General features: G+C 72.8%; 23 protein-coding genes. 10 read left to right on the forward strand and 13 right to left on the reverse strand.

Going from position 1 to position 21,666, the window contains the following annotated elements; translation table 11 throughout:
• Window positions 1–52: 52 nt before the first annotated feature.
• Both CLT68_RS01560 and CLT68_RS01565 read right to left on the reverse strand, forming a co-directional pair.
• Window positions 53–1,645 (reverse strand): PAS domain-containing sensor histidine kinase, encoded by a 1,593-nt coding sequence (locus tag CLT68_RS01560; RefSeq protein WP_099848360.1) that lies wholly within the window; start codon window positions 1,643–1,645, stop codon window positions 53–55.
• Between the two features lie 25 nt (window positions 1,646–1,670).
• A complete protein-coding gene (locus CLT68_RS01565; RefSeq protein WP_088950016.1) occupies window positions 1,671–2,702 on the reverse strand; it encodes an SIS domain-containing protein in 1,032 nt (343 codons plus the stop codon).
• A gap of 189 nt (window positions 2,703–2,891) precedes the next feature.
• On the opposite strand from CLT68_RS01565, the gene CLT68_RS01570 reads away from it, so the two are divergent.
• On the forward strand, window positions 2,892–4,730 hold the full coding sequence (locus CLT68_RS01570; RefSeq protein ID WP_099848362.1) for a tetratricopeptide repeat protein: 1,839 nt from the start codon (window positions 2,892–2,894) through the stop codon (window positions 4,728–4,730).
• Between the two features lie 76 nt (window positions 4,731–4,806).
• Here CLT68_RS01570 and CLT68_RS01575 read toward each other — a convergent pair whose 3' ends face one another.
• Window positions 4,807–6,396, reverse strand: coding sequence for an MDR family MFS transporter (locus CLT68_RS01575; protein ID WP_099848364.1), 1,590 nt, complete (start codon window positions 6,394–6,396; stop codon window positions 4,807–4,809).
• A 111-nt stretch (window positions 6,397–6,507) separates the two neighbouring features.
• Here CLT68_RS01575 and CLT68_RS01580 point away from each other — a divergent pair, with 111 nt between their 5' ends.
• The gene (locus CLT68_RS01580) at window positions 6,508–7,131 is read left to right on the forward strand and encodes a TetR/AcrR family transcriptional regulator (protein WP_088950019.1); all 624 of its coding nucleotides are present in this window, start codon (window positions 6,508–6,510) and stop codon (window positions 7,129–7,131) included.
• Between the two features lie 12 nt (window positions 7,132–7,143).
• Here the strand turns inward: CLT68_RS01580 and CLT68_RS01585 are convergent, their stop codons facing one another.
• Window positions 7,144–7,653: a GNAT family N-acetyltransferase gene (locus CLT68_RS01585; protein WP_088950020.1), complete on the reverse strand. Its 510-nt coding sequence runs from the start codon at window positions 7,651–7,653 to the stop codon at window positions 7,144–7,146.
• Entirely contained in the window at window positions 7,650–7,865 is a 216-nt protein-coding gene (locus CLT68_RS01590) for a biotin/lipoyl-binding carrier protein (RefSeq protein ID WP_088950021.1), read from the reverse strand. Before CLT68_RS01590 ends, CLT68_RS01585 begins: the two co-directional genes overlap by 4 nt.
• Window positions 7,866–8,092: 227 nt before the next feature.
• Between CLT68_RS01590 and CLT68_RS33610 the strand changes: the two genes are divergently transcribed.
• Window positions 8,093–8,167, forward strand: a complete 75-nt coding sequence (locus CLT68_RS33610; RefSeq protein ID WP_369814844.1) for a 50S ribosomal protein bL37 — start codon at window positions 8,093–8,095, stop codon at window positions 8,165–8,167.
• 121 nt (window positions 8,168–8,288) lie between these two features.
• Here the strand turns inward: CLT68_RS33610 and rsrA are convergent, their stop codons facing one another.
• From rsrA to CLT68_RS01615, 5 genes are all read right to left on the reverse strand, one after another.
• Window positions 8,289–8,576 (reverse strand): mycothiol system anti-sigma-R factor, encoded by a 288-nt coding sequence (gene rsrA / locus CLT68_RS01595; RefSeq protein ID WP_088950022.1) that lies wholly within the window; start codon window positions 8,574–8,576, stop codon window positions 8,289–8,291.
• Window position 8,577: 1 nt separating this feature from the next.
• Window positions 8,578–9,402, reverse strand: a complete 825-nt coding sequence (locus tag CLT68_RS01600; protein WP_099848366.1) for a sigma-70 family RNA polymerase sigma factor — start codon at window positions 9,400–9,402, stop codon at window positions 8,578–8,580.
• Between the two features lie 226 nt (window positions 9,403–9,628).
• Complete coding sequence (locus tag CLT68_RS01605) at window positions 9,629–10,246, reverse strand: alpha/beta hydrolase family protein (RefSeq protein ID WP_099848368.1); 618 nt, start codon at window positions 10,244–10,246, stop codon at window positions 9,629–9,631.
• 52 nt (window positions 10,247–10,298) lie between these two features.
• The gene (locus tag CLT68_RS01610; protein WP_088951995.1) at window positions 10,299–10,691 is read right to left on the reverse strand and encodes a WhiB family transcriptional regulator; all 393 of its coding nucleotides are present in this window, start codon (window positions 10,689–10,691) and stop codon (window positions 10,299–10,301) included.
• A gap of 197 nt (window positions 10,692–10,888) precedes the next feature.
• Window positions 10,889–11,599 (reverse strand): SOS response-associated peptidase, encoded by a 711-nt coding sequence (locus CLT68_RS01615; protein WP_099848370.1) that lies wholly within the window; start codon window positions 11,597–11,599, stop codon window positions 10,889–10,891.
• Between the two features lie 104 nt (window positions 11,600–11,703).
• Here CLT68_RS01615 and aroA point away from each other — a divergent pair, with 104 nt between their 5' ends.
• From aroA to CLT68_RS01635, 4 genes are all read left to right on the forward strand, one after another.
• Window positions 11,704–13,005 carry a 3-phosphoshikimate 1-carboxyvinyltransferase gene (aroA, locus tag CLT68_RS01620; RefSeq protein ID WP_099848372.1) on the forward strand — a complete coding sequence of 434 codons (1,302 nt, stop codon included), beginning with the start codon at window positions 11,704–11,706 and terminating at the stop codon, window positions 13,003–13,005.
• 121 nt (window positions 13,006–13,126) lie between these two features.
• Entirely contained in the window at window positions 13,127–14,137 is a 1,011-nt protein-coding gene (rsgA, locus tag CLT68_RS01625) for a ribosome small subunit-dependent GTPase A (protein WP_099848374.1), read from the forward strand.
• A 28-nt stretch (window positions 14,138–14,165) separates the two neighbouring features.
• Window positions 14,166–14,984, forward strand: coding sequence for a histidinol-phosphatase (gene hisN / locus CLT68_RS01630; protein ID WP_099848376.1), 819 nt, complete (start codon window positions 14,166–14,168; stop codon window positions 14,982–14,984).
• A 59-nt stretch (window positions 14,985–15,043) separates the two neighbouring features.
• Window positions 15,044–15,898 carry a hypothetical protein gene (locus tag CLT68_RS01635; RefSeq protein ID WP_374223678.1) on the forward strand — a complete coding sequence of 285 codons (855 nt, stop codon included), beginning with the start codon at window positions 15,044–15,046 and terminating at the stop codon, window positions 15,896–15,898.
• A 25-nt stretch (window positions 15,899–15,923) separates the two neighbouring features.
• Here CLT68_RS01635 and CLT68_RS01640 read toward each other — a convergent pair whose 3' ends face one another.
• Window positions 15,924–17,123, reverse strand: coding sequence for a glycosyltransferase (locus tag CLT68_RS01640; protein WP_099848378.1), 1,200 nt, complete (start codon window positions 17,121–17,123; stop codon window positions 15,924–15,926).
• Window positions 17,124–17,346: 223 nt separating this feature from the next.
• Here CLT68_RS01640 and CLT68_RS01645 point away from each other — a divergent pair, with 223 nt between their 5' ends.
• The 3 genes from CLT68_RS01645 (at window position 17,347) to CLT68_RS01655 (ending at window position 19,807) form a co-directional block, all read left to right on the forward strand.
• Window positions 17,347–18,345, forward strand: coding sequence for an SDR family oxidoreductase (locus CLT68_RS01645; protein ID WP_099848380.1), 999 nt, complete (start codon window positions 17,347–17,349; stop codon window positions 18,343–18,345).
• 59 nt (window positions 18,346–18,404) lie between these two features.
• Complete coding sequence (locus CLT68_RS01650) at window positions 18,405–19,145, forward strand: ATP-binding protein (RefSeq protein ID WP_486482052.1); 741 nt, start codon at window positions 18,405–18,407, stop codon at window positions 19,143–19,145.
• Window positions 19,146–19,234: 89 nt separating this feature from the next.
• The gene (locus CLT68_RS01655; RefSeq protein WP_099848385.1) at window positions 19,235–19,807 is read left to right on the forward strand and encodes a DUF5709 domain-containing protein; all 573 of its coding nucleotides are present in this window, start codon (window positions 19,235–19,237) and stop codon (window positions 19,805–19,807) included.
• A gap of 6 nt (window positions 19,808–19,813) precedes the next feature.
• Here CLT68_RS01655 and CLT68_RS01660 read toward each other — a convergent pair whose 3' ends face one another.
• Window positions 19,814–20,467: a response regulator transcription factor gene (locus CLT68_RS01660; protein WP_099856684.1), complete on the reverse strand. Its 654-nt coding sequence runs from the start codon at window positions 20,465–20,467 to the stop codon at window positions 19,814–19,816.
• A gap of 14 nt (window positions 20,468–20,481) precedes the next feature.
• On the reverse strand, window positions 20,482–21,624 hold the full coding sequence (macS, locus tag CLT68_RS01665) for a MacS family sensor histidine kinase (RefSeq protein ID WP_099848387.1): 1,143 nt from the start codon (window positions 21,622–21,624) through the stop codon (window positions 20,482–20,484).
• Window positions 21,625–21,666: the final 42 nt, after the last annotated feature.

Here is a 21,666-nt window from a genome sequence, read left to right on the forward strand (position 1 = left end):
TCACCCTGATATCCGGTCCCCGGCGCGGGACCGCCCGACGGGAGGCCGGCGGTCAGGCCTGTGAGCGGCCGTCGTGGGTGTTGCGGGCCAGCGGGACGACCAGCACGGCCTCGGTCCCGCCGTTGGCGCCGGCCCGCAGCTCGATGGTGCCGCGCAGCTCGCCGGTGACCAGGGCCCGGACGATCTGGAGACCGAGCCGGCTGGCGCGCTCCGCGTCGAAGCCCGGCGGCAGCCCGCGCCCGTTGTCGGCCACCGAGACGTGCAGCATCTTGCGGAACCGGTGCGCCGAGACGACCACCTCCGGTCGCAGCGACGGGTCGACCTCGGGAGCGGCGACCGGCACCATGCCCGAGGCGGCAGGTACGGGAGGATCCTCCGCCTCGTCGGCCGGCGGAAAGCCGTGCTCGACGGCGTTGAGCAGCAACTCGTTGAGGACCATCACCAGCGAGGTGGCGATCTCCGCCGGCAGCACGCCGAAGCTGCCCCGCCGTCGCATGCCGACGCTCACCTCGGTCGCCGCGACCTCCGTCGCCGCGCTGGCCACCCGGTCGACGATGCCGTCGAACTCGACCGCCTCGTCGCTGGACATGGAGAGCGTCTCGTGCACCAGGGCGATGGACGCGACCCGCCGGACCGACTCCTCCAGCGCGACCCGGGCCTCCGGCATGGACACCCGGCGGGCCTGCAGCCGCAGCAGCGCGGCGACGGTCTGGAGGTTGTTCTTCACCCGGTGGTGGATCTCCCGGATGGTGGCGTCCTTGGTGATCAGGGCTCGGTCCCGGCGACGGACCTCGGTGATGTCCCGGACCAGCACCAGCGCGCCGATCGGCACGCCGGCGGGCATCAGCGGCAGTGCTCGGGTGAGCATCGTGGCACCGCGGGCGTCGATCTCCCGTCGGGGCGGCGCCTCACCGCGCAGCGCGGCCAGGATGCCGTTCGAGGCCTCGGTGCCGTCCAGCGGGTCACCGGCCAGCCGGCGGTGCAGCGCGGCCAGGTCTTCGCCCACCAGGTGGGAGGCGTAGCCCAGTCGGCGGTACGCGGACTGCGCGTTCGGGCTGGCGTAGGTGACCTTGCCGCCGGCGTCGAGCCGGACCAGGCCGTCGCCGACGCGGGGCGCAGAGGTGGTCTCGCCCGGATGCCGGGGCGGCGGGAAGGTGCCGTCCGCGATCATCTGCGCCAGGTCGTCGGCGGTGGTCAGGTAGTTGAGTTCCAGCTGGCTGGGGGTGCGCGCGGTGGAGAGGTTGGTGTCCCGCCCCACCACGGCGATCACCTCACCGGCCTCCCCCTCGGCGGTCCGCAGCCGGACCGGGATCGCCTCGTGCCGGGCCGGCACGTCGCCGTACCAGACCGGGTCGCCCTCCCGCCAGATCCGGCCCTGGGAGTACGCGACGCCCAGGTGGGCCACCTCCGGCCCGCCGACGATGCGCCCCACCTGGTCGTCCTGGTAGGCGGTGGGGGCGGTGGTCGGCCGGACCTGGGCGACGCAGAGGAACGTGCCGTCGGCGTCGACCGGCACCCAGAGCAGCAGGTCAGCGAAGGACAGATCGGAGAGCAGCTGCCAGTCGCCGGCGATCCGGTGGAGGTGGTCGATGTCGGCCGGACGGAGGTGGGTGTGCTCCTCGGCGAGGTCGCGCAGCGTGGACACGGTGACCAGGGTGCCACGCCGCGCCTCACATCGTCGCGGTGACCTTCTTCAACCCGCGCGGCGCGTCCGGGTCCTCACCTCGGGTCAGCGCCAGGGCCAGCGCCAACCGCTGCAACGGCAGGATGTCCAGCAGTGGGGCGTACCGCTCGTCGACCTCGGGAACGGCCAGCCGGGTGGCGCCCGGCACCTCGGCGGAGCCGACCACCACGACGTCGGCGCGGCGTTCGCCGAGACGGGGCAGCACCTCGCCCATCGACCGTCCACCCGGACCGGAGCCGACGACCGCGAGCACCGGGACCTCCGGGTCGGTCATCGCGAGTGGGCCGTGCAGCAGGTCGGCGCCGGAGAAGGCGAGCGCCGGCAGGTAGGACGTCTCCATCAGCTTCAGCGCGGCCTCCCGGGCGGTCGGGTAGGCGTACCCCCGCCCGGTGGTGACCAGTTGCCGGGCGAAGCGGTAGCGGGGCGCGAGCCGGGCCGGGGTGTCGTCGGCCAGGGTGCGGGCGGCCAGCTCGGGCAGCGCGTCGAGCGCCTCCCGCTCGGCCGTCGGGAGCACGCCGTCGCCGGCCCGGATCCCCTCCACGAGCATCAGCAGAGCGAGCAGCTCGGCGGTGTACGTCTTGGTGGCGGCGACCGCCCGCTCGTGCCCGGCGGCGATGTCGACGCTCAGCTCGGCGACCTCGACCAGCGGCGAGTCGGGGGCGTTGGTCACCGCGAGGGTCAGTGCCCCGGAGGCGCGGGCGGCGCGCAGCACCTCGGCGAGGTCGGGCGAACCGCCGCTCTGGCTGACCCCGACGACCAGCGCGTCGGACAGGTCGGGGCGGGCCCCGAACAGGGTGACCGCGCTGGGCGAGGCGAGCCCGGCGGGCAGGCCGAGACGGATCTCGGTGAGGTACGCCCCGTAGAGGGCCGCGTGGTCCGAGGTGCCCCGGGCGGTGAAGACGACGTGCCGCGGGCGGCGTTCGGCGATGATCGCCGCCACCCGGGCGATCTCGGCGGCGTTGGCTGTCGAGAGCAGGCGGGCGTAGCCAGCTGGCTGCTCATCGATATCGGCGGCCATGCCGGCCCCTGCACGAGTCACGAAAACCCCTCCCCTGCGCGGTTGCCGCGCGATTCTTGCTCAGTCTTGCACTTTTAACCGTATCTCAGCAATCGAACGAGCAGGACTGCGCAGGTGATCACCAGTTGATCTCAATATCAACTACGCTGGGAGCGCTGCATCCGCCTGGCCCAGCGACGAGAGGACGACGTGCCCGAGGGAACGGACGATCCCGCACTCTCCGCGACGGAGGAGCTGGCGCTCGCCCGGCTGGCACTCGACGAGGGCGACCTGCACCACGCCGCGGGGCACCTCGCCGGCGCGCTGGCGCGAGCACCCACCCTGCCGGAGGTGCACGAGACGCTGGCCCGACTCGCCGCGGCGAGCGGTGGCGGCCTCGACCTCTTCCCGATCAGCCACCACACCTTCGTGGGGGCGGTCGTCGCCCGCGCCCACCTGCTCGCCACCGCCGGCCGCCCCGCCGAGGGGCTGGAGCTGCTGGCCGCGGCGACCGCGTACTCACCCGGCACCCAGTGGGCCGGCGTCCCCTGGGTCACCGCGCCCGAGCTGGTCGAACGGCTGGACCCGGACCACATCGCCCGCGTCCTCATGCAGGTCTGCGCGGCGCTGTCCGACCCGGTGCCCCGGGTCGGCCGGGGCGCCCTGACGCCGTACCTCACGCTGGCCCGCAACGCGGTCACCGTGCACCCCGAGCACGGTCTGCTGCTGGGCGCGGCGTCCGCGCTGGCCCGGCGTCTCGGCGAAGTCGCCCTCGCCGTCCGCTGGGCAACCCGAGGCGTACGCGCACAACCCTCGAAGATGGGCGAGGTCTGGCTCGGGTACGCGTACCGCAGCGCGGGCCGGACCCGCGAAGGCCTCGCGGCCCTCGGTCGGGCCGTCGAGCTGGACCCCGACGACCTGGCGATCTACGCGGACATCGCCGGCACCCTGGCCGACATCGGCCGCCTCGACGAGGCACTGGAGTGGACCGAGCGGGCGCTCGCGCGCGACCCGTCTTTCGACTGCGCCGTGCACACCGCACACCGCCTGCGGCACCTGCGCGACGGCGACCTGGCCCACCTGGTGGCGCTCGCCGACTTCGTCCGCGACCACCCCGACGACAGCCACGAGCACGGCGACCTGGCCCAGTGCTGCCGTGCCCGGCCCTGGCTCGGCCAACTGACCCCGGCCGGCGGTCCACTGGTCGACGCGATGCGCCAGGCGGTGGCCGACGACGACAACGGTCTCGGCAGCGCCGTACGCCTGCCCGCCGCCGCTCCGCCGAGCGCCGTCCGGACGGCGACGTCCACCGCGCCCGGGCTGCGGATCGAGGTCGTCGGGGGCGCGCCGGAGCCGGACCCGCGCGAGCCCCGGCGGGCGTCCGCCCAACGGTTGTGGCGCTACGCGGACGACGTGCCCACGCCCGCGCTGCCGGCGCCCTCGGCGACGGCGGTCGAGCGGATCGGGCAGGTCGCGCACCCGGCGTGGCCGCACCCGCCGGCGGCGTACGACGCCGCGGTGGGCCTGGCCGGCCTCGACGTGACCGACCTGCTCGGCCTGCTGGTGCACCCGCCGGCCGCACCGGCCAACGCGGTGGGTCGGCTGCTGGCCGCCCACGACCCGTCGGTCTGGGTCCGTGGTGTGCAGGTGTGGGCCTGCCTGGGGCTGCTGCACCACCGCACCGACGAGCCGTGGGAGGGCTCGACGCGCCGCCGCGTGCTGCTCGACCTGATCTGGGGTGTCGAGGACTGGGTCACCGAGGCGGCGCTGTTCGCCCTGGTCACCGCGGCCTGGGTGGATCCCTCGGTGCGGTCGGACGTGGCGCGGGTGGTGGCGGAGCGGCTCGCCGACGCGGCCGCCGTGGCACGGACCCGACCGGTCCCGATCGCCGCCTCGCTGGCCCACCTGGCACTTGCCGCCCCGGATCTGGACCCTGCCACCGCGGCACTGGCCGGCGAACTGCTCGGCCCGCTCTCCCCCCAGGTCCCCCGCCCCCGCAACCCGCTACGCCGCCTCTGGCAACTACTGCGCGGCGCACGCACCCGCTAGGCGCCCTGTCGCGGGAAAAGGCGCGCGCCGCGCCGGCCCGGACGGGACGACGCGGCGCGCGGTGAGGATGTCGGGATCAGGCGACCGGGGCCGCCTTGCCGAGAGCGACCTCGGCCTCCTCCTCCGGAGTGGCCTGCGGCGGCGCCTCGTTGGCGGTCCGCAGCGGGATCTCCTTGATGAACCAGGCGAGCACCGGGATCACGATGGTGAACAGCACCGCCCAGAGAAAGACGTTCGAGATCGCGTCGGATAGGCCGCCGAGCACCATGTCGCGGGCCTGGGCGGGCAGGTCCTTGAGCTTCTCCAGATCCATTCCCGAGCCGCCGGACTCGCCGCCGAAGGCCCGGCCGCCCTCGGAGCTGGCCAGCCGGTTGGCGAAGATCGCGCCGAACAGCGAGATGCCGAACGAGCCGCCGATCGACCGGAAGAAGGTCGCCGCGCCACTGGCCGCACCGAGGTCCTTCTGCTCCACGCTGTTCTGCGCGATCAGCATGGACGTCTGCATGAGGAAGCCCATGCCGACGCCGAGCACGACCATGTACAGCGAGGACATCAGCTTGCTGGTGTCGGCGTCGAGCATGGACAGCAGCGCCATGCCCGCTGTCATCACGACACCACCGATGATCGGGTACGCCCGGTATCTGCCGTTGCGGGTGATCGCCCGCCCGATGACCAGCGAGACCACCAGCATGCCGAACATCAGGGGCAGCAGCAGCAGACCGCTGTTGGTCGCCGACGCCCCCTGCACGGTCTGCTGGTAGAGCGGCAGGAAGTTCATCGCGCCGAACATCGCGAAGCCGAGCAGGAAGCCGATCACCGAGATCAACGCGAAGTTGCGGTTGGCGAAGAGCGCCAACGGCAGGATCGGCTCCTGGACGCGGCGTTCCACCAGGCCGAACGCCACCAGCGCGAGCACGGCCAGGACGGCCAGGCCGAAGATCTGCGGCGACGTCCAGTCGTACTCGTTGCCGCCCCAGGTGGTGATGAGCACGATCGCGGTGATGCCGACCGAGAGCAGACCAGCGCCGAGCCAGTCGATCCGGTGCTCGGTGCGGTACTTCGGCAGGTGCATGGTGGTCATCAGCACGAGCAGCGCGATCCCGCCCAGCGGCAGGTTCACGTAGAACGCCCAGCGCCAGGACAGGTGGTCGGTGATGAAGCCACCGGCAAGCGGACCGGCGACCATGGCGATGGCCATGATGCCGGCGATCATGCCCTGGTAGCGCCCACGCTCGCGGGGCGGGACCAGGTCACCGATGATCGCCATGACGCCGACCATGAGGCCACCGGCGCCGAGGCCCTGCACGGCCCGGAAGGCGATCAGCTGGACCATGCCGTCCTGCGGGCCGCCGAGCATGCCGGAGCCGGCCATGCCGCAGAGTGCGGAGCCGACGAGGAAGACGACCACCGAGGTCAGGAAGACCGACTTGCGGCCGTAGAGGTCACCGAGCTTGCCCCAGATCGGGGTGGAGACGGTGGTGCCCAGGACGTACGCGGTAACCACCCAGGTGAAGTGGTTGAGCCCGCCGAACTCGCCGACGATCCGCGGTAACGCGGTGCTGACGATCATGTTGTCGAGCATCGCGAGCATCATCGCGATCATCAGCCCGAACAGCACGACCCTGATGTTGTTGGGTCGCACGCCGGCCTGGGTTGCCTGAGTCATGGGTAAGCTCCCCCCGAAGATTGCCACACTTACTTGCCGCCCGGCTAGTCACCTTACTAGCCGCACGGTAAGTTCGGTACAAGCAACGGTCAAGCCAATTGGAGGGCACGCGTGAGGGAGAGCACAGGCGGGACGCGGGACCGGATCAAGGCCGTCGCGCTCGAGCTCTTCACCGAGCAGGGGTACGAGAAGACCTCGCTCCGGGAGATCGCCGAGCGTCTCAACGTCACCAAGGCGGCGCTCTATTACCACTTCAAGAGCAAGGACGACATCGTCGCCAGCTTCGTCGAGGACCGGCTGGAGCAGATGGACGCCCTCAACGCCTGGGCGGCGACGCAGCCGGCCACCCTGGCCACCCGGCGCGAGCTGATCACCCGCTACGCCGACACGATGTTCGGCGGCGACCAGCCGTCCGTGATGCGCTTCTTCGAGCAGAACCAGACAGTGCTCAAGAGCCTCGCCTCCGGCCAGCAGATGCGCGGCCGGATGATGCAGCTCGCCAGCGCCCTCTGCCGGGGCGACGACTCCCCCGCCGCCCAGCTGCGCGCCGCACTGTCACTGTTCGCCGTGCACACGAGTTGGTTCGCCGTACGGGCACCGGGCATCACCAACGAGGAGCGGCGCCGGCTCGCGTTGGAGGTGGCCGACGAGCTGCTCGGCGCGATCGGCGCGGGTGCCTCAGCGGAGCCCGACGAGAGTGCGGCGGAGGCCACCTCCGGCAGCCCGCGCGGCTGATCGGTCGGCGGTTCAGCCGCGGGTGAGGGCCAGTCGCAGGCCGAGCAGGTCCACGCCCGCCGCCGGCGCCCAGTCCTTCTCCGGCGCACGGACGAAGCCGAGCCGTGAGTAGAGCCGGTGCGCCGAATCGGCCATCCCGGCCCGGACGCAGATCACCAGCGCCGTGCAACCCAGCTCCACAGCACGCGCCACGCATGCTTGCGCCAACGCCGCGCCGACACCCCGACCCTGGGCGCCCGGGTCGACCGCGAGCATCCGGAACTCCGCCTCGCCCGGCCCGGACAGCTCGGCGAACGGCGTGCCCGGCAGCACGAAGGTCACCGAGCCCAGCACCGCATCGGTCACCTCGTCGACCGCGACCAGCACCTCACCGCTGGCAGCCCGGCTCGACACGTCGGCCAGCACCTCGCCGTACCCGTGTTCGCCCTTGAGCTGCCCGTCCGCCTCGTACGCGGCCACGGTCAGCCGGGCCACCGCCGGGAAATCGGCCGGCTCGGCAGGACGAACCCGCAAGCCGGTCAAGCGATCACCGCGATGAGGTCACCGTCCTGCACGACGTCGCCCTCGTTCACGGCGAGCTGCTGGATCACACCATCGGACTCGGCGATGACAGGGATCTCCATCTTCATCGACTCGAGGATCACCAGGGTGTCGCCCTCGGCCACCGTGTCACCTGCCGTGGCGACGACCTTCCAGACGTTCGCCACCATCTCGGCGCGGATCTCCTCGGCCATGTCCGGGCCCTCCCTCATCGCGATGTGTCTGCCGTCGTATCCAATCATGCGTCGCCCGGTGGCGGGCGCGCAGCGGCACGGCCGGGATGGCACGCCCGCCCTGGGGAAGGCGGCGGGTGTCGACCGCACTACCATCAGCGGGTCGGACCCGACGCCGGACCGCCGGTGGGTGCACTGGCGCCGAGGTCGTGCGCAGGACGGATCCGACCCATCACGAGGAGGTCAGCATGGCGAAGAAGTCCCGGAAGAAGAAGGCTCGTAAGAAGAGCGCCGCCAACCACGGCAAGCGTCCCAACTCCTGAACGCGTCGACGGGCCCACGGCCCGTCACCGCTCAGCCCGACCCGGCCGACGCCGGGTACACCGGTGGCCCGGGTCGACATCGACCCGGGCCACCGGTCTTGAAGCTGTGCCGCGCCGACGCTCAGTCGGCCAACTCCCGGGATTCAGTGGTCTCGAAGACCACCAGCTCGGTGAGCTTGACCCGCAGCCGCTCGCGCAGCTCGTCGGGCGCTGTCTCGTTGCCGCAGCAACGAGCCACCAACGCCCGCACCTCCTGCTCCAGTCCGTACTCGCGCAGGCAGGGCCCGCACTCGTCCAGGTGATGCCGGATCAACGAGCGCCGCTCGTCGGCGCACTCCAGATCCAGGTAGAGGTAGACCTCCGCGAGCACTTCGCGGCAATCCGTCTCGTGCGGCTCCCCACAGCTCACGTCACACCTCCCGGCCGGCAGCGGCGTTCGAGCCCTTCGCCGAGCGGGCCGCACTGAAGCCCCGCTCCCCGGCGTAGCGCTCGAGCAGCTTGCGCAGATTACGACGGCCCCGGTGCAGACGCGACATCACGGTGCCGATCGGCGTGCCCATGATGTCCGCGACCTCCTTGTAGGAGAAGCCCTCGACATCGGTCAGGTAGACGGCCAGGCGGAACTCCTCCGGCAACTGCTGGAGGGCCTCCTTCACGTCGCTGTCCGGCAGCCGGTCCAGTGCCTCCGTCTCGGCGGAGCGCAGCCCACTGGAGGTGTGCGACTCGGCCTCGGCGAGCTGCCAGTCGGTGATCTCCTCGGTGGGCGCCTGGATCGGCTGGCGCTGCCGCTTGCGGTAGGAGTTGATGTAGGTGTTGGTCAGGATCCGGTAGAGCCAGGCCTTCAGGTTCGTGCCCTGCTCGAACTGGTGGAAGGCGGCGTACGCCTTCAGGTAGGTCTCCTGAACCAGGTCCTCGGCATCCGCCGGGTTGCGCGTCATCCGCAGCCCAGCAGCGTAGAGCTGATCGACGAATGGCATCGCGTCCCGTTCGAACCGGGCCCTGCGCTCGTCCGTCTTCTCGGTGGTCAACCGCACATCCCCTCGCGTCGGATGCTTTCTCGCCGAGGATACGCGCACGGACCTGCCCGCAGATTCACTTCCGGCCGGTGTGCCCGTGCTCACCACACCCGCCCCGCCCGGTCCCGCCGTCGCCGGCCACTCCGGCCCATCCAGCAGCTGCTTCAGCTGCCGGGCGTCCCGTTCGTCCCGTTCCAGGCTCCGTGTCTCGGTCGGCACCGGTCACCCCCCTCGCAGAAAAGTCGTCCAGGGTTGGTAACGCGAGATGACCACTGGGGCATTCCACCCGGCCCTCCCGTTCCTGGTCCCGGCCCCGACGGCGGCCGGCGCTGGGACCAGGAAGGGCCTGGGAGGACTGGTGCCGTCGGTCCGGATCGGGCCGGTGCCACCATCGGATGCAACGACCCTCGCCCGGCACCGGAAACGGTCGGCCGGGTGAGCCGGGTCAGTCGGCCGTCCAGCCCCGGGCCCGCAGCCAGTCCCGGACGACGCCCGCGGTGCCGGCCGGGTCCCGCCGGAGGTCGTGCGTCTCCCCGGGACGGCTCACCACCTGCACGGCCGGCGACGGTTCCGGCGTCCCGAACGGGTCCCGGTCGCCGTTGACGACCAGCGTCGGCAGGCCGGTGGCCAGTTCGGCGGCACGCGAACGCTCCGGCCGCCCGGGCGGGTGCAGCGGAAAGGCCAACGCGACCACACCGACCGCCCCCACCGCGCCCGCCGTCCGGCAGGCGACCCGCGCGCCGCTGGAACGACCGCCGACCAGCACCGACGGCACGTCGGCGTGCCGGTCGCGCAGCACGGCGAGCACCGCCGTCCACGCCTCGTCGAGATGACCCGCCGGTGCCGGGGCACGTCGACCCGCGACCCGGTAGGGCTGGGTCACCCGGACCACCGCCAGGCCGGCCGCGACCGACGCGTCGCGTACCGCGAGCAGGTCGGGCGCGTCGATGCTGCCGCCCGCTCCGTGCCCGAGCACGAGCAGAGCGGTGGCAGGGCGGTCCGGCAGGTCGGTGGTGATCCCCGCCGGACCGCGCGGAGTGTCGATCTCGTCGCTGGTTGGCACCGACCCATTCTGCGCCGCCTGGCAGACGACGCGTGACGGACCGGGCCGTTGGTCAGCTCAGCGGAACCAGGGTGAGCAGCCGGTCGCGTACCGGCGGGCCGGGATCGTCGACGGCGTCCGGGTCCGGCTCGACCTCGCCACGCCAGGCGACCAGCATCGCCCGCCGCTCGCGGGGCGTGGTCGCACCCCACACACCGTGGCAGTCACCGACGTCGAGGGCCCAGGCCAGACAGGACCCCTGCACGTCGCAGCCGCGGCACAGCGCGACAGCGGCGTCCGCCGGCTCGTTCGGTGCCGGAAAGAATGTCTCCGGATCGACGCTCTGACAGGTGCCTCTGGTGCGCCATGCATCGTCCTGTTGCCGTTCCCGCACCGCTCGCAGCAGTCGCGGATCTCGCCGCGCCGCAGCCACCTCGTGCGGGCGGGGCATACGCGCTCGTGTCAATCCACCCACCTCCCCCGTGGGACCGGCAAAAACGGTGGACGTCGTCCGCCCCGTGCGAATCGACAGCCACTACCGGCGCTGTGTTCTATCGCACTTCGCAACATCGGGACAAGGGTCTGCCGGGAACATGACTGAACAGCCAGGAGACGAATCGCGCGCAACCCTGTCAAATCGGTGCCTGACAATGCGCGGCGGCGTCAGAACAGGGTCAGCTCCTGCGGTGTCACCGTCGGCGGCACCGACACGCGGGCGATCAGCTGTGGCCCGTCGTTGCGAACGTCGCCCACCGCCGCCCCCACCGGTCGGATCTCCAACCCCGCCAGCCGCTCCGCCGACGCCGGAACAAGCAACCGCTCCGGCTCGTCGGTCGGCGCCAGCCACGACGACCAACGCTCGGGCGGCAACAGCACCGGCATCCGGTCGTGCACCTCGGCCAGATCGCCGAGCGCCGCGGTGGTCAGCACGCTGAAGGTGAGCCGGGAGTCGGCACCGGACTCCCAGACCGACCAGATGCCGGCCAGGGCGAGAACCGAGCCGTCGGTGGGGGTCATGTAGTAGGCCTGCCGCCGGCCGTCGGGCTGACGGACCCACTCGTACCAGCCATCGGCCGGGACCAGGCAGCGGCGGCGGGCGAACGACCCGGCGTACGCCCGGCTGGTGGCCACCGTCTCCGCCCGCGCGTTGATCATGCGGGCGGCCCCGGCGGCGGAACGGGACCAGTGCGGCAACAGACCCCAGCGACCAACACAGAGACTGCGATGCCCCTCCGGGCTCATCCGAACCAGGGGCACCCGGTCGGTCGGCGCGACGTTGTGGTCCGGACGGACCACGCCCTCGGTGTCGTCGGACGACTCGAACAGCGCGCTGAGCTCGCCGGAGCTCCGGGTCGTCGCGTACCTGCCGCACATGGGCCACACGCTAACGCGTCGGAGGCCCCGTCGGCTGTCCCGCCAACCGGGAGTACGACCCGCCGGGCCACACCGTCCACCAGCCGGCACGGCAGAATGTAACCGTGGGGAACCTGACAGCGACCCGGCCGCCGCAGCCGTGGACCGCACCGACCGCGTCCGACCCGGTGGCGGCGACGCTGCGCCTGCCCGGTTCCAAGTCGATGACCGCACGCGCCCTGGTGCTCAGCGCACTGGCCGCCGGCCCGTCGACGCTGGCCGGGCCGCTCCGCGCCCGCGACACCGAGTTGATGGCCGCCGGCCTGCGCGCGATGGGCGCGCACGTGTCGATCAGCGACGACGAGCAGTGGCTGGTCCGACCGCACCCGCTGGTCGGCCCCGCGCACGTGGACGTGGGCCTGGCCGGCACCGTGATGCGGTTCGTGCCGCCGGTGGCCGGGCTGGCCGACGGGCAGGTCACCTTCGACGGCGACCCCTACGTCCGCACCCGACCGCTCGGTCCGCTGATCGAGGCACTGCGGTCGCTGGGTGTCCGCATCGACGTCACCGGCTCGGGCAGCCTGCCGCTGACAGTGCTCGGCACCGGCCGGGTCACCGGCGGTGACGTGGTGATCGACGCGTCCGCCTCCAGCCAGCTCGTCTCCGGGTTGCTGCTGGCCGCCCCGCGCTTCGACCGGGGCGTCGTGGTGCGCCACGTCGGCCCGCCGGTGCCGTCCGCGCCGCATCTCCGGATGACGGTGCAGATGCTGCGGGCAGCCGGCGCGGCCGTCGACGACAGCACGCCCGACGTCTGGACCGTCGAGCCCGGCCCCCTCACCGGGCGCGGCTGGGAGATCGAGCCAGACCTCTCCGGAGCGGTGCCGTTCTTCGCCGCGGCCCTGGTCACCGGCGGCGAGGTGACCCTGCAGGGCTGGCCGCGCAGCAGCTCGCAGCCGGTCGAGCAGCTCCGCTCGCTGCTCCAGCGGATGGGCGGCGAGGTCACCCTCTCCACCAGCGGGCTGACCGTCCGGGGCACCGGCGTGGTGCACGGCCTGACCGCCGACCTCTCCGACGTCAGCGAGCTGACCCCGGCGCTGACCGCGCTCGCCATGCTGGCCGACTCGCCGTCGGTGTTCACCGGCGTCGGGCACATCCGTGGCCACGAGACCGACCGGCTGACCGCGCTCGCGCGCGAGTTCACCGCACTCGGGGCGGACGTCACCGAGTCGCCGGACGGGCTGGAAATCCGGCCCCGGCCACTGCGCGGCGGGGTGTTCCGCACCTACCACGACCACCGGATGGCGCACGCCGCAGCGGTGACCGGTCTCGCCGTGCCCGGCATCGAGGTCGACGACGTGGGGTGTACCTCCAAGACCATGCCCGAGTTCCCGGCACTATGGTCAGCGATGGTGACCGGCAAGAGCTGACGCGAGAAGAGGACAGGTCCTGGCGACCAAACGGCGCGAGTACGACGAGGACGACGTACGGGTACGGCCCGGAAAGTCGTCGCGCCCGCGTACGCGCACCCGACCCCAGCACTCCGACGCCGTGGACGGCTTCGTCATCGCCGTCGACCGCGGGCGCTACACCTGTGTGCTGTCCGGAGCCGAGCGCGGCGTGGTCGGGGCCGAGCTGCCCACGGTCACCGCGATGCGGGCCCGCGAGCTGGGCCGCAAGTCGGTGGTGGTCGGTGACCGGGTCAGCCTGGTCGGGGACACGTCCGGCGCGGAGGGCGCCCTGGCCCGCATCGTCCGGATCGCCGAGCGACGCTCGGTGCTGCGCCGCACCGCCGACGACGACGAGACCACCGCCGAGGGTCGACTGGAACGGGTCGTGGTGGCCAACGCCGACCAGTTGGTGATTGTCAGCGCGCTGGCCGACCCACCGCCGCGCACCGGGTTCATCGACCGCTGCCTGGTGGCCGCGTACGACGCGGACGTTGAGCCGCTGCTCTGCCTCACCAAGGCCGACCTGGCCGGGCCGGAGGAGGTGCTGGGCTACTACACCGAGCTGGAGCTGCCGTACGTGCTCAACCGCCCCGACTCCGACCTGTCCGCGCTGCGCGCGCTGCTGAGCGGCAAGGTGTCGGTGCTGGTCGGGCACTCCGGGGTGGGCAAGTCGACGCTGGTCAATCGCCTCGTCCCGGACGCGCTGCGCGCGGTCGGTGTGGTCAGCGCGATCGGCCGGGGGCGGCACACCTCCACCAGCGCGGTGGCGCTGCGGCTGCCACCGGTGCCCGGCGTCGACACCGACCCCGGCTGGATCATCGACACCCCCGGCATCCGCAGCTTCGGTCTGGCCCACGTCTCGGCCGACAGCCTGCTGCACGGCTTCCCGGATCTGGTCGAGGGCACCGTCGACTGCCCGCCCAACTGTCAGCACACGACCGACGAGGCCGCCTGTGGGCTGGACGCCTGGGTGGCCGCCGGCAAGGCCGACCCGCGCCGGTTGGCGTCGTACCGCCGGTTGCTCGCCTCCCGCGCCGGCGAGGGTGACTCGCGCGGCGAGAGCGACCAGCGCGGGCCCGGCGAGGGTGACCGGCGCGGCCCCGACGAGTGAGTCGGCGGGCGTCGGCTAGGTTGCCGGGATGACCGGGTACGCCGACGACCTCGCCCTCGCCCACCTGCTCGCCGACCGGGCCGACGCCATCTCCACAGCCCGGTTCCGCGCGCTCGACCTGCGGGTCGAGGCGAAGCCCGACCTCACCCCCGTCTCCGACGCGGACACCGCCGTGGAGCGGGAGATCCGTGGCCTGCTGGCCGAGCACCGGCCGGCGGACGGGCTGCTCGGTGAGGAGTACGGCGCAGGGCCGTCCACCGACCCGGACGGCCGCCGGTGGATCATCGACCCGATCGACGGCACCAAGAACTTCGTCCGGGGCGTGCCGGTCTGGGCCACCCTGATCGCGCTCTACGACGGCGACCGGCCAGCGGTCGGCGTGGTGTCCGCCCCGGCGCTGGGGCGGCGCTGGTGGGCCAGCGCGGGCGCGGGCGCGTACGCCGGTCACGGCCCGGCCGCAGGCGAGCGGATCGGGGTTTCCGCGGTCCGGGACATCGCGGACGCCAGCTTCTGCTACTCGTCACTCGACGGCTGGGAGCGCGCCGGTCGGCTCGACGCGATGCTGGATCTGATGCGGGCCACCTGGCGCAGTCGGGCGTACGGCGACTTCTACGGCTACATGCTGCTGGCCGAGGGCGCACTGGACGTGATGGTCGAGCCGGAACTGTCCCTGTGGGACGTGGCGGCGCTGGTCCCGATCATCACCGAGGCGGGTGGCACGGTCACGGATCTGTTCGGTCGACCGGCCCCGGCCGGCGCGCCAGGCACCGACAGCAGTGTGGTGGCCACCAACGGTGTGCTGCACCGCGACATCCTCACCAGGCTCGATCGCCCAGCCGAGCGCTGACCCCCGGCAACCTCTATCCTCGCCAGGTGGTCTCCTCCGGCTGGTGTTTTCTCGCGACGATGATCGTCGCGTACGGCTTCGCCAACCTTCTCCAGTCGGTGGCGGCGGCCCGCACCACGGTTCACCACACCTTCGATCCGGGCCTGCTGCTGCGCCTCGCCGGGCACCGGACGTACCTGATCGGCCTGGGCTGCCAGATCGGCGGTTTCGTGTTCGCCTTCCTGGCCCGACGGGACCTTCCGCTGTTCCTCGTGCAGGCCAGCGTCGCGGCCGGGCTCGGGGTGACAGCCATCCTCGGTGTGCTGGTGCTGAAGTGGCGACTACCGGCGGCGGAGGTGGTGCTGCTGGCGCTGCTCTTCGCCGGGATCACCGCCCTGGTGCTGTCCGCGCGCCCGGCGCCGTCGAAGCAGCTCGGCACCGCCGGCTCGATCGCCCTGCTGGTGGCGCTCGGTGTCATCGCGGTGCTCGGGGTCTTCGCCGTCCGGCTGCACGGGGCGCAAGGTTCGGTGGCCCTCGGCTCGCTGGCCGGGTTGGCGTTCAGCTCGGCCGCGGTCGCGGCCCGGCCACTGGCATCCGCGTCGTCCGCCGAGGCGTTCCTCGCCCACCCGCTGTTCTACCTGCTGATCGCCCACTCGATCGTCGGTCAGCTGCTGCTCGGCCTGGCCATGCAGCGCGGCTCGACGACCGCCGCGGTCGCCGCGATGGACGCCGCCGGTGCGGTGCCGGCCGCGATCGTCGGCCTGCTGCTGCTCAACGACAAGATCTGGCCGGGCCGGGAGTGGCTGGCGGCGGTCGGTTTCCTGGTCACCCTGGCCTCGGTGATCGGGCTGACCCGGTACGCGCAGCCGCAGCAGCAGCGCCCGGCGACGCGCCGTCGTGACCGGGCCATGGTCGCGGCGACCCGTCCCGGCTGACCGACCGGGTCGCCCGACCTGCCGCTCAGGCCTCGACCGGCTTGCGGCGGCTCACCACCCGCTCGTAGAGGCGCTCCAGCGCACCGGCGGTCCGCTCCCAGGTGTAGCTGCTGCGGACCCGGTCCACCGCGGCGTGCCCGTACGCGAACCGACCGGCGTTGTCGGCGAGCAGCCGACGTATCGAGACCGCGAGTGCCCGCACGTCGCCGGGGGGGACGAGCTTGCCGGTGACCTCGTCGACGACGGCGTCGGCCAGACCACCCATCGCGTAGCCGATCACCGGCACGCCGCAGGCCATCGCCTCCAGCGAGACCCGCCCGGCCGAGGAGTAGTGCGGGGTGCAGGCGACCACGTCCGCCGACCGGTACCAGGTGGCCATCTGGTCGTGCGGCACCGCCCCGACGAGCCGCACCTGGTCGACGACGCCGGCCTGCTCGGCCAGCTCGCGCAGCCGTCGTGCCTCGGCGTGGTTGGCCAGTTGGTCCGCCGGTGGCCCACCGGCGATCACCAGCTCGGCGTTGCCGACCAGCCGCATCGCCCGGATCAGGTCCTCCTGGCCGTGGCCCGCGGAGAGCGAGCCGACCGAGAGGATGCGGGACCGCTGCTCGCGTGGTGCCGCCTCGCCGTCGGGGTGGAACTGCTCGATGTCGACCCCCGGGGGCACCAGGGCCACCGAGCTGCGTTGCAGACCCATCCGGGTCAGCTCGTCGACCTCGTCGTTCGACTGCGCCACAGCGATGTCCACAGCGCGGGTCAACGCGCGTTCCAGCGTGATCCGCTCCCCCGGCCCGTCGTAGCGGCCGCCCAGGTGGCGCAACTGCTCGATGCCGAGTGAGTGGAACGTCTGCACCACCGGGATGTCGGTCTCGCGTACGGCGTGCGCGGCGGCCAGGCCCCCGACCCAGTAGTGCCCGTGCACCACTTCGGGCCGCCAGGCGCCGGCCCACTCGTCGGTCAACCAGCGGCCGAACTCCGTCACGTACCGGATCAGCTCGGCGGTGGGCAGTGGGGTGGGCGGGCCAGCGGGCACCTGGTGCACCTGGTAGCCGTCGACGGTGACCGTCGCCGGCAGGCCGGGATCGTCCCGGCGCTCGTAGAGCCGTACGTCGTGGCCTCGTTCGGCCAACTCGGCGGCAACCCGCGCGACGTGCTGTCGGGTGCCGACCGGTGGGCCGTCGGCGTGGCGGTACGAACTGGCGTGCGCGCAGACGAGGCCGACGCGCATGGGTCACCTCCCTGCGATCTTTCCTCGGCAGTGGTCCTCCCGGTCAGAGCGTCCCATTAACCCCGCGACCCGGAGTCGAAACCTGGCAGATCAGGAAGAGTCCCCCCGAGTGCCACTGACACTTGCGGCACAGCAATCACAAGCGGCACAGGCAGCCAAGTTCGACGATGATCGACAAGCTCTGAGTGGTATGACCTGGCCCGGGCGGGGGTACCGCTCAGGAATGCCGCTGACCCGCACCCTCGACGATTCGACCGTGGTGATCACCGGCGCTTCCAGCGGGATCGGCACGGCGACCGCGTACGCCCTGGCCCGCCGGGGTGCCGCCGTCGTGCTGGCCGCCCGCAGCGAGCCGGCCCTACGACAGGTCGCGCAGCGCTGCCGGGAGTTGGGCGGCCAGGCGCTGGTCGTACCGACCGATGTGACCGATCTGGAGTCGGTGCAACGACTGGCCGAGCGGGCGGCGGCCGAGTTCGGTCGGATCGACGCCTGGGTGAACAACGCCGCGGTGAGCGCGGTGGGCCTGTTCGACGAGATCCCGGTCGCCGAGTTCCGGCGGGTGCTGGAGGTCAACCTGCTCGGAGCGGTGCACGGCATCAAGGCCGCCCTGCCCCACCTGGGGGCGGCCGGTGGCGGTGTCCTGGTCAACAACGCCTCGGTGCTGGCCGAGGTGGCCATGCCGTACCAGTCGGCGTACAACGCCAGCAAGCACGGCATCCGAGGGCTCGCCGACACGGTCCGGCAGGAGTTGCGGGTCACCGGCCGGGGTCAGATCTCGGTCTGCACCGTGCTGCCGGCCACCATCGACACCCCGTTCTTCCGGCACACGGCCAACCACACCGGCCGGGAGTTGCTGCCACCGCCGCCGATCTACCCGCCGGAGGTGGTCGCCGAGACCATCGTCCGGCTGCTGCGCCGGCCCCGCCGGGAGGCGTACGCCGGTGGCGCGGCCCGGCTGATCGGCCTGCAGTGGCGGCTGGCGCCCGCGTTGGTGGAACGCACCCTCGGCTGGTACCTCCAGCGGACCCAGTTCGGTCCGGGCGCTCGGGTGGACAGCAGCGGCAACGTGTTCCACGCCGACGCCCAGGCCCGCCGGGACGGCGGCTGGAACGGCCGGCGGCGTCAGTTGGTGCGGATGACCGCCGCGTTCGGTCTCGCCGCGGCCGGCACCGCTGTCGGCACCATGGCCGCGATCAACCGTCGATCCCGGTCGGTCCGCTGATGACCGGCCTCGACCGCCCGAATGCGCGAACGGTGACCGGCGCGCACAATGAGGCGATCATGTCGAACTGTCTCGTGGAGATCGACGAGTCGTCGGCGGTGGTCCGGTTGACCGGTGTGCTCGACGCCGCCGGAGCCGAGGCGGTACGCGGCGCGCTGCTCGCCAGACTCGCGGACCGGCCGGGCCCGGTGGTGGCCGACGTGACCGGGCTGCGCGTCCTCGATGAGGTCGGTCGGGGCGTCTTCGCAGAGGTTCGCCGGGAGGTGGCCGACTGGCCCGCCGCGGATCTGCTGCTGTGTGACCCGGCGGTCGACGGGCCCGCCCACCCGGACCCCGCGCTCGCTGGCGTGCCCGCCTTTCCGACCCTCGACGGCGCACTGGCCGCGGTCGCTTCAACGCCGCTGGCGGCGGTGCTCACCGCCGACCTGGCCCCGACGGTGGGAGCCGCCCGGCAGGCCCGCGAGCTGGTCACCACCGGCTGCCAACGCTGGGGCATGCCAATGCTGGTCGACCCGGCCTGCATCGCGATCACCGAGATGGTGAACAACGTGGTGGCGCACGCCCGGACCCCGATGACCGTCCGGCTCGCTCCGCAGGACAGCACCCTGCACCTTGCGGTCCGCGACCACTCCTCGCGTCTGCCGACGTTCGCCGGGCTGTCCCCGCCGAACCGGGCCGGCGGCCGCGGCCTGCTGCTGATCGACACGGTGGCCCGCCGCTGGGGCAGCAGCGCGATACCGGACGGCAAGGTCGTCTGGTGCGTCCTGCACCCGGACGACGAGGTCGCCCACCTCGGCTGACGGGGCGTTTCGCCGCCGGTGCCGGTTTCGCCACCACACAGCCTGCGGTGCTCCGGTTATGGCGGGAAGGCAGCGGGTAGTGATCAGACATGCGCGACAACGAGTACCCGACCCCCGTGTCCGACACCGAGGCGCAAGGCCTGCCCGACACCGCCGATGACGACTCGACCGCCAACGACGACGTCCTCACCGGGCGCGAGGCGGACGGCCCGGACCCGGCCCAACTGCCCGGCGACCGTACGCCGGTGGCGGTGGACCGGTTCGGGACGACCGCCGAGGAGCAGCTCGACGGTGAGTCGTTGGACTACAAGCTCGACCGGGAGGTCTACGAGCGCCCGGCCGATGACCCGCTGGCCGGGACGATCGACCCGAAGATCGCCTTCGAGGCGGACAATCTGGAAGCCGCGGCGGAGGCCCAGCTGGACGCCGACGTGATGGATCCGGGGCCCACCTCGGACCCGAACTCACCGGTCTCCCTCTACGACCACGGTCAGCTCGGCACCGTGGCCGACGCCACAGTCGGCCGGCTGGTGGAGCCGGACGAGGGGGCGCACACCGACCAGGAGACCGACTCGGTGGCGTACGACGCGGGTTCGGCTGGCGGCGGGGCGACCGCCGAGGAGTTGGCCATCCACGAGACGGAGCCGCCGCGCTCGGTCTGAGGAGGGTCAGTCGTCCAGACCACGTTCGATGGCGTACCGGGTCAGCTCGACCCGGTTGTGCAGTTGCAGCTTGCCCAGGGTGTTCTGCACGTGGTTCTGCACCGTGCGGTGCGACAGCCCGAGCCGCTGCGCGATCTGCTTGTACGACAGCCCTCTCGCCACCTGCCGCAGCACCTCCGTCTCCCGCTCGGTGAGCCGGGGCGCTGCGGACTGTGCACTGCCGGCAGGGCCGGTCGGCTGCCCCGGCCGGGCGGCCAGCCGGCGGTACTCGCCGAGGACGAGCCCGGCCAGGCCGGGGGTGAAGACCGCCTCGCCGGCCGCGGTGCGGCGGACCGCCTCAAGGAACTCGGCGGGCGCTGTGGACTTCACCAGGTAACCGGTGGCACCTGCCTTGACCGCGTCCAGCACGCTCTGCTGTTCGCCGCTGGCGCTGAGCATCAGCACCCGCACGTCGGGCAACGCCGCACGCAGACCCAGGATCACCTCGACGCCGGAGATGTCCGGTAGTTGCAGGTCGAGGACGACCACGTCGGGCCGGGCGGCGGCGGCCACCCGGACGGCCTGCCGGCCCTCGCCGCTGGTCGCCACCACCAGGAAGCCCGCCTCCGTGAGGTCGCGGGCCACCCCCTCCCGCCACATCGGATGGTCGTCGACCACCATCACCCGGGTCGGGGTCACCGCTGTGCCCTCGGCACTGTCAGCTCGATCTCGGTGCCGGCGTCGGGGGCGGACACGATCCGAACCGTTCCGCCCACGTCGGCCACCCGACCCCGGATCGACTGGCTCACGCCGAGCCGACCCTGCGCGGCCGCCTCGGTCAACCGGCCTTCCGGGATGCCCGGCCCCTCGTCGCGGATCGACACGGTCACCGTCGCCCCCTCATCCTCGATCAACACCCAGGCCCGCCCGCTGGCGTGCCGCCCCACGTTGTCCAGGGCCGCGCCGGTCGCGGCGGCCAACTCCCCCGCCACCCGCCGAGGCAGCGGCACCGGGGTGGCCGGGGCGGAGAGCACCACCGCCGCCGAGGCGTACCGGCCGAGCAGGGTCCGCAGGTCCACCGCCGCAGCCTCGGTGCCGTCGGGGAGCACGGCAGCGCTCGCCGGGCTGGTGCCGGCGATCAGTGCCCGCAACGCGGCCTCCTGCTCGCCGGCCAACCGGGCCAGCTCGCCCGCCTCACCGGGCAGGTCGGCACCCCGCCGCTGCACCATCGCCAGCACCTGGAGCACCGAGTCGTGGATGCCCCGGGCCAGCCGCTCCCGCTCCCGGGTGGCGGCCTCCAGCTCCACAGCGCGTTGCAGCCGTTCCTCGGCGCTCGCCGCGAGCCGGGCCACGTGCCCGACCACCACCCCGGCGAGCAGCATCAGGATGACCCCGGTGAACGAGGACTGGCCGATCCGCTCCCGGGTGGTCAGGTCCGCGCCGGCGACCAGCAGCGCGGCGACAGTGCCCCGCCGCCGACCACCGGAGACGGCCCAGGCCAGCACCGGGCCGGCCATCCAGGCGACCCCCATGGTGGGTACGCCGGTGGCGAGCGCCGCCCGACCGACCACCCACGGGGTGGCCAGCACGATGGCGAGCACCACCCCGAGGTCGGCCAGCAGCAGCGGCCAGCGCCGCCAGGCCGGCCGGGCGTACCCGACCGCGGTCGCCGCGGTCCAGGCCGCCATCACCAGGATCAGGGCGCCGACGGCGTACGGGTGGTCGTACCGGTCGGCGTCGCGCACCGCGAGCACGCAGACGTACGCCAGGGACGCGAGCCGGAACACCGCCAGCGCACGCCACAGCGGCACCTCGAATCCACCCGGCGGCGACGGCATGGCGGTCAGGATGCCATAACCCGTCCACCGCACGGCGAGCAG

Source organism: Micromonospora sp. CNZ299 (assembly GCF_002754415.1).